Source organism: Petralouisia muris (assembly GCF_004793545.1).
Taxonomy (GTDB): domain Bacteria; phylum Bacillota; class Clostridia; order Lachnospirales; family Lachnospiraceae; genus Petralouisia; species Petralouisia muris.
The window spans coordinates 1-6,755 of record NZ_SRYA01000136.1 but is presented as its reverse complement, the minus strand read 5'-3'; the positions used below and the strand labels follow the sequence as shown (position 1 = coordinate 6,755).

The 6,755-nt window shown below is 47.2% G+C and carries 9 protein-coding genes and 1 pseudogene; all 10 read right to left on the bottom strand.

Going from position 1 to position 6,755, the window contains the following annotated elements:
* Nucleotides 1–59: 59 nt before the first annotated feature.
* Nucleotides 60–446 (bottom strand): cysteine-rich VLP domain-containing protein, encoded by a 387-nt coding sequence (locus E5329_RS27720; protein ID WP_135992383.1) that lies wholly within the window; start codon nt 444–446, stop codon nt 60–62.
* 4 nt (nt 447–450) lie between these two features.
* Nucleotides 451–966 carry a DUF5720 family protein gene (locus tag E5329_RS27715; protein ID WP_135992382.1) on the bottom strand — a complete coding sequence of 172 codons (516 nt, stop codon included), beginning with the start codon at nt 964–966 and terminating at the stop codon, nt 451–453.
* A 25-nt stretch (nt 967–991) separates the two neighbouring features.
* Nucleotides 992–2,623 (bottom strand): relaxase/mobilization nuclease domain-containing protein, encoded by a 1,632-nt coding sequence (locus E5329_RS27710; RefSeq protein WP_135992381.1) that lies wholly within the window; start codon nt 2,621–2,623, stop codon nt 992–994.
* Entirely contained in the window at nt 2,595–2,990 is a 396-nt protein-coding gene (locus E5329_RS27705; protein ID WP_135992380.1) for a plasmid mobilization protein, read from the bottom strand. The genes E5329_RS27710 and E5329_RS27705 overlap by 29 nt, the downstream gene beginning before the upstream one ends.
* 470 nt (nt 2,991–3,460) lie before the next feature.
* The gene (locus E5329_RS27700; RefSeq protein ID WP_125130402.1) at nt 3,461–3,685 is read right to left on the bottom strand and encodes a helix-turn-helix domain-containing protein; all 225 of its coding nucleotides are present in this window, start codon (nt 3,683–3,685) and stop codon (nt 3,461–3,463) included.
* A complete protein-coding gene (locus E5329_RS27695; protein ID WP_135992379.1) occupies nt 3,657–4,115 on the bottom strand; it encodes an RNA polymerase sigma factor in 459 nt (152 codons plus the stop codon). Before E5329_RS27695 ends, E5329_RS27700 begins: the two co-directional genes overlap by 29 nt.
* Nucleotides 4,116–4,173: 58 nt before the next feature.
* Entirely contained in the window at nt 4,174–4,971 is a 798-nt protein-coding gene (locus tag E5329_RS27690) for an alpha/beta fold hydrolase (protein ID WP_135992378.1), read from the bottom strand.
* Nucleotides 4,971–5,507: a PadR family transcriptional regulator gene (locus tag E5329_RS27685; protein ID WP_135992377.1), complete on the bottom strand. Its 537-nt coding sequence runs from the start codon at nt 5,505–5,507 to the stop codon at nt 4,971–4,973. Before E5329_RS27685 ends, E5329_RS27690 begins: the two co-directional genes overlap by 1 nt.
* 368 nt (nt 5,508–5,875) lie before the next feature.
* Nucleotides 5,876–6,016, bottom strand: coding sequence for a Maff2 family mobile element protein (locus tag E5329_RS27680; RefSeq protein ID WP_135992376.1), 141 nt, complete (start codon nt 6,014–6,016; stop codon nt 5,876–5,878).
* 65 nt (nt 6,017–6,081) lie between these two features.
* Nucleotides 6,082–6,621, bottom strand: a pseudogene (locus E5329_RS27675) (type IV secretory system conjugative DNA transfer family protein); the annotation flags it as partial.
* Nucleotides 6,622–6,755: the final 134 nt, after the last annotated feature.

Genomic DNA, 6,755 nt, shown 5'->3' with positions numbered 1-6,755 from the left:
ATGAATGGGTGTAAAGACATCCGGTATTGTTCTTTTCCTTAAGTTAATGACATTGTGATTTATGGGCTTCTTTCATAGCCTAAATGCGTAGAAAGGTGGTATCTTTTCCGCTGACGCTCGGCTTCTTTCCGGCGGCGCACTCTTGCAACGCAATCCGGGCAGTATTTCCCCCGGTTGGATTTGGGGAGAAAATACCCGCCGCACTCGGTACAGCGTTTCCTGTCTGCCCGGTGCAAAAGGGCGGCTTCCAGTTTCCCGTCCAGCGGCAGCACGGCGGCAATGAACCAGCGGCACATAAGGGAATAGCTGATACTCTGTACACATACGCAAGGCTCGCCGTTATCCAGCAAGATACAGTTGCCGTTATCGTAGTTGCAGCACTCATGCACAAGCCGACACGCCGCCCGGTACTGGCGGTAGTCCATTCTTGGTATCTTTGCGCCCATGCCCTCAACGCTCCCTTTCCGGCTTCCTGTCCGGGTACAGCTTCCCGGCAGCTACGGCGGCATGGCTCTTTATCTTGATTTCGCCCCGCCCCTCGCTGGCTCTTGCGTTCCTGTAGCCCTCATCAGAGAGAAAATAGCGGTGACGTTCCCCCGGAAATCCCACGGGGCTGTCGCTGGTCTTTACGTCAAGGACTATCATGTGGCGGGTTTCGGGGAGAAAACGCTCCATGCCCGTCAAGTCGTGTCCTTGCATGACTGGCTGCTGTGCCTTTGCTTCAGCAAGCCGCCGCCGGATAGAGTTCTCATGCCCCGCAAGGAAACGGGCTTTGTTGTCGGCGATAAACTGGCTGCATTCCGGCTCCGGTATCTTTTGCAGCTTCTCTATGGAGTTCTCCATGATTACCCTTGTCAACAGGTCTTTTATCACGGGTACGGTTTCTTTCATGCCGCCTATGGTTTCCGCTTTGGTGGGTGCGGCGTACTGGTAAATCATTTCAAGCTCGCTGTTCGTAAATCTCATGGCATTACCTCCTGTGGCTGTTTTGTTATCGTTCCTGTTCGTGTTTTTTCTGCTGGCTCGGTGCGCCCCTCAAAATCTGCCCGATATTGCCCTTGACGGTCTGCAATTCCCGGACGTTCTCTTTTTTCTCCCGGTACTCGTTGTAAAGGGCGTTTTTCTCTTTGGTAAGCTGCTCAATCTCGGTCTGTAATGCTTTGGACGCTGGCAGCTTGGAGATTCCCTGTGCCTTGAAATACCGGGCGGCGGATTCGGAAATGATAAACTCGCTTTCGTGCTGCTCCCGGTAGGCTCTCCGGGCTTTCTCTGTTTTCTGCACCCGCAATCCGTCACGGGCTGGCTTGGTCTTGATGTAGGCTAATAGCTGTTTCTGCAAGTCCTTTTTCTCCCGCAAGGTGCTTTCCACGGCTTTCAGTTTCCCGGTCACTTCATGCAGTCCGGCACTGGCGGCGGCAAGGGCGGTTTCCAGTTCCTCCGGGGAAGAAAAGCCGGATTCCTCGTAAATGCTCATGGTCGCCGCCATTTGCTTCAAGTTGTGCAAGGTCGCCCATTTCTCATAGCCTTTCCCCTTGCCCTCGGCTTTCTTGGCGGCTATGTCTACCATGCGCTGTACGCTGTCCTGTTTCGGGGCGTTTATAGCGGCTTTGTTGCGCTGTAAGCGGTCTTTTATGCTGCGGGGGTATTCCTGTTGGGGTAGGGGCGTTTCGGCGGCTCTGGCGGCGTTCTGTGCGTTTATGGTGAGTGCTTCCAGTACGGCGGCACGGTCAAAATCATCACCCAGTTTCCGGGCGGTGATTGGCTTCGTCCTGTCCGGTGTGAGATATGACAACCTCCCCCGGCTCTCCTTGACGGTCACGCCTTGCTGTAACAGCTTCCCGGAAAAGTCCTCAAAGGAAACGGCAGAGGACAAGGCGGTGCGGATCGTGCGTCGCAGCTTCTCCTTGTCGGTTTCAAACTTGGTCTGTTTCGGTGGCTCTCCTGCGGCGGCATGGGAAGCGTTCTCTTTATCCAGTGCGGCTTGTCCTTTCCGTTTCGCCCAATACTCACGCTCGGTAATTCGGTTCTTGCTCCCATGCAATAAGTCAATCTGATAGAGGTTTTCCCGGTGGCACATCTCCATGACTTCCGCTTTGAAATACTCCATAGCTGCGTCCGTACAGCGGTGCTTGCAGCCCTCCCTTGTGTCGGCTGGTCTTTCCATGTAGGGCAGCAAGGGTACTTCCTCAATCCGCAAAGAATTGATTACGATATGCACATGAATGTTGCCGCTGTGGTTATGCCCGTCCGGGTGGGTGCATACAAGGGCTTGGTGTCCGGGGAAATGCGTCTTGCAAAATTCCTCGCCCAATGCTTGCGCCCGGTCTACGGTCAAGCCGTTGTCGGGTGCGTCACGGGGGGCAAAGCTGATAATATAGTGGTGGCTCTTTACGTCCTCCCGTTTCTGGTTCTTGCCGTATTTGAGATTGGAGCGCATACACGCTATGGCGAAATCCTCGCCGCCGCAATTCAGAGAAGAAATGCGGTAATCGTCACGGGGGAGAAGCCGCCCATTTTTATCAAGGGTGGGCTTCATGGTAAACTCGTCATGCTCAAAGGTTAGGTACTGTTCGGCAGCTCCATAATCGGCATTTTTAGAGCTGATATGTTTGAACGTTGCCAACGGCTTCACCTACTTTCTGCAAGACTTCAAACTTCAAGGCAGCAAGCTCCGCTATGGCGGCTCGCACTTCTTGGGAGAGGGCGTTATAAGGTGCGCCGTACTCGTTCAGACAGCGGGCAATCTGATTCAAGTTGCCGCCGATTTTCCCGTACTCGGCTGTGAGTTTCCCAACGGCAGATAACAATTCATCATTGACCGGGGAAACGGTAATAACAGGCTGTATTCTTGACTTGGTAAGGGCTTGCCGGATAAACTCGGCTTGGCTCATTTTGCAGAGGTTGACACGCTCGGAAAACTCGGCGTATTCTTCCTCGGTCAAGCGTGTCTTGATTACCCGCTGGCGGTGGGGCGTGTTGTATCTTTTCATGGCTGTGAACCTCCTTTCGTGGGTGGATTTTTTCAAGCGGCGCAAGCCGCAAAAAGGCGGGCTTGGGGTGGCAACCCCAACAAGATTCCCATAGGACAAAATGAGCAATAAGCGAATTTTGGTACTGTGGTAGAATCTTGCTCTAAGAAAGTGGCGGTTTCCCCTGTGTGGGCTTCACTCAATACCTTTAGTGCTGCAAGCGGGGATTTTGCCAAAGTTGCGGCGATATTTCTCCCCCTACTACCTACAACACCACGCAAAGCAAAAATGACGGAGATTTACGGAAATTCCCCTCTATTCCTTACAAAACTGTACAAGCCGGAAAAGGCGGGAATTTTCAGAAATTTCTTTCTATCCCCCTTTGCACGGCATAATACTGGCGATTTTTAAAAATGCCAAAAATGGGCGCAAAAAAACAGGAAACCTTTTCTTGATTTCCTGTCTTGGTGTACTGTTTTATGTAACGGCGGTTATTCTGTTTTGGTATATGGCTGTTCATCAAAACGAAATTTGAACAATGCGGCAACAAGCCGTGATTTTATACTGTCCTCTGTATCCCTGTCGATATGCCCGTTTTCAATAGCGGCGATTCGGATTCGCTTGCTGTAATGCCGCAAAACCTCGTCCACGGCTTCCGGCTCTCCGCTGGTCGCCCGGACAATCGTTTCATAAGGCAAAAGGCTCGGATTCCCCATGTGAAAGCACCTCCATTTCTTTGTGCAGAAGCTGTAAAGTCCTGCGGATTTGATACCCGGTTGTACTCCGGCAGCGTCCGTACATTTCCCCGATTTCCCGCTGTGTGTAATCCCCGAAAAAGTAAAGGAAAATGATTTCCCGGTTCTTCTCCGGCAGAGATAACAGGGCGGTGGCAAGCTCCCCATTGGTGAGGATAACCGTCTGACCGCATATCGTAATGGGATATTCTTCATAAGGTGCTTCAAAATATTCGTCTGTTGTGCCTAAAGGGTAAAATTTTTCTTCTGTGAGGTATTCAAGGGATATTTCTTTTTGCCGCCGTCTACTCCTGTCACGCCATGCGGTTATAGCAGCAAAGCGTATGACGGTCTTGCAATAGCCATTGAAAGTATACATGATATGTTCTCTGTATGCTTCTGTGCAAGGCATAAATGATTCCCCCCTTTCTCCCACATAGGGCTGTGTGCATGTTTTACAGTTGCATTTTTCATAAATAATTCTTTGTGTTTTCCCAAAATTCTTCCATTACTTCATTAAACTTTTGTGGCATATCCATATTTACACAATGCCCAGCATTTTCAAAAATCGCAACTTTTAATTGGGGTTCTCTGCTTTTCCAATCTTCTACTGCTTGCAATTCCATTGGTATATCAAATTTTCCACACCCTATCAATAAAGGATACTTTCTTGATTTTGTTTGGAATACATTTACCATACTATTCAATGATGCCAAATACAAAAAAGATTTCTTTGGAAATTGAATATTCATATCATAAAAGTCATTTTGAGCCTGCGGGGAAAAGGCAGATATTTTTTTATTTGCTTTCGCAAACCATTTAATAGAAACAAAAGCCTTTAACATCATTCGTATCTGTGAGGTTCCATTTTCTTTCTGCATTTTCTTATCAAAATTATTAATATCATATCCACCAAAACAGGCAAGGGAATTTACTGCCTCGGGATACCGATTTGCAAAATCCTGTGCTAAAACAGCACCCAATGAAATACCGACAATATGTATTTTCTTGATTTTTTCAGCGTTCATAATATCGTATATCCATGCTGACATTTTCTCTACACAGTCACCCTTTTTTGTATCTGTTGATTTTCCATGACCGATAATATCAACCGCTAATATGTTATATTTGTTTTCAAAATATTTAATCTGTGGTTGAAACATTTTATAATTTACAAATGCAGCATGGAGAAACAATACCCATTCACTACAATCTTTTCCGCTAGTGTAATATACGATTGGCGAAAAATCCAATTTGAACTGTTGCATTATTTTTTATCCTCCATTTCATTGATTAGTTTTTTATACCATTCAATATTAAATTTCATAAAATCTCTTCCATAACGAGCCGCCGAAAACTGATAAAAAATTATATCCTTGTTTTCTTCCGTAATATTTACATTTTGTGATTCTTCACAAATGGCATTTAGCACATGATATTTCTCGGTTAAATGAGACAGATATTTTTCAATGTTATTCCTACGGCTTGTCTTATCTGAAAAACCCATAAAATATACCTTTACTAATTCCGGATTTTTGATATTTTGCACTTCAAATGGGCTGTTTACCCATTCAAAGAAACAACGTTTCCCGCTATCCGTTATAATATAGGTTTTCTTGTATTTTCCATTTTCCACACTTTCTTCATAACTGATATACCCATGATTTAGCAGTTTTTTAATGGCGGCTTGTATGCTACCCATACTGCTGCTATACATCAAATCCATTCCTTTTCTGATTCGTTCTCTTAACTGATAAATTGTCCTGCTATCCAAAAGCAAAAGACCAAGAATAATATTATCCATATTTCCCTCCAAGTATTACTATTAGTAACATTGCTATTATAAATCTATTTATTTTAAAAGTCAACAAGAATATCAATAGACTTTATTTTGTTCTTTGATATGAAAGATAAGAATGTAGTGTATTTCATAGTCGCAGGCATTCGTGGGAATGTGCATAACTGGCTATCTCATGGAATTGTGGGTAACTCTGTTTGCAGGACGTGGGAAAGCTGCACTTTAGCTTTTCCACGTCCTGTGAATAGAGTTATCCATGATTCCATAGCCTGTTATGCACATTTCCATAATGCTTGTCTTTTGGTCTTTGGCTTCTTTGGTTCGGAATAGTGTGGTGCTGGCGGTCTATCTCTTGTTTTTGGTTGCTTGCTTCTTTACCGTACATGAGCGTTCGCGCCAGGGTTGTCGTTGCCGTAGCCCTCAAGCAAGTTGATAACGCCCCACACGCCAAGGCCAGCGCCCAGCGCGATAACCAGTACCTTCAAAGTGTCGATTGCGCTCGTAAAAAATGCCATAAATTACCTCCATAAATTTGTTGTGATTGGTTGACAGGAACAAAAAAGCCCGCCGTTTGAACAGGTCAATCGGCAGGCGCATCAGACGCGGGCGGCGCTTCGAGTTCACAGCTTTCAAAAACGTCGTCCGGTCGGACGGTCAATCTCCGGCTCAGATATTTTGCAATATCAAAAGCGTTCTTTTTGCTGGAATCCAGCAGGTATTTATATTGCGGATGCCTGGTAATGTCAAATTTGTCGCTGAAGAACGGCCTTACGCCCTGCACCTGCAAGATGCACTTGCCGCCGTCCATCACCGCCAGTTCATCGGTTGACATGAGTTCCTTTCCGAGTTTCTGGTAATTTACCCCCATGCTGCGCTGGCTTCCCCGCGTGTCGGAGGTGTTGAAAAGGTCGATGGTTTCCTTTCCCAGCGTTTCCGAAATCTCTTTCAGGGTGCTGCGCTCCTTGCCGCCCAGGAACAGGACGCAGGAGCAGTTGCCGATGATGGTTTCCGCATGGTCTTTGTAGACCGCCTTTAACTGGCTCTGCGTCTGCACCACGATATGCGCGGAAATCTCGCGGCTCCGGATAACGGAGATCAGGTGCTGGAAGTTGGGGATCTTCTGGTTGTAGGCTAAGAATCCGGCGCCTTACTGTCTCACGACAGCAGGTTTCCGAACCCTCGCCCCGGAACCGCACGTGCACCTCTCGATGTATACGGCTCCCCACTATACATCCTCTACAATTATTTATGGAT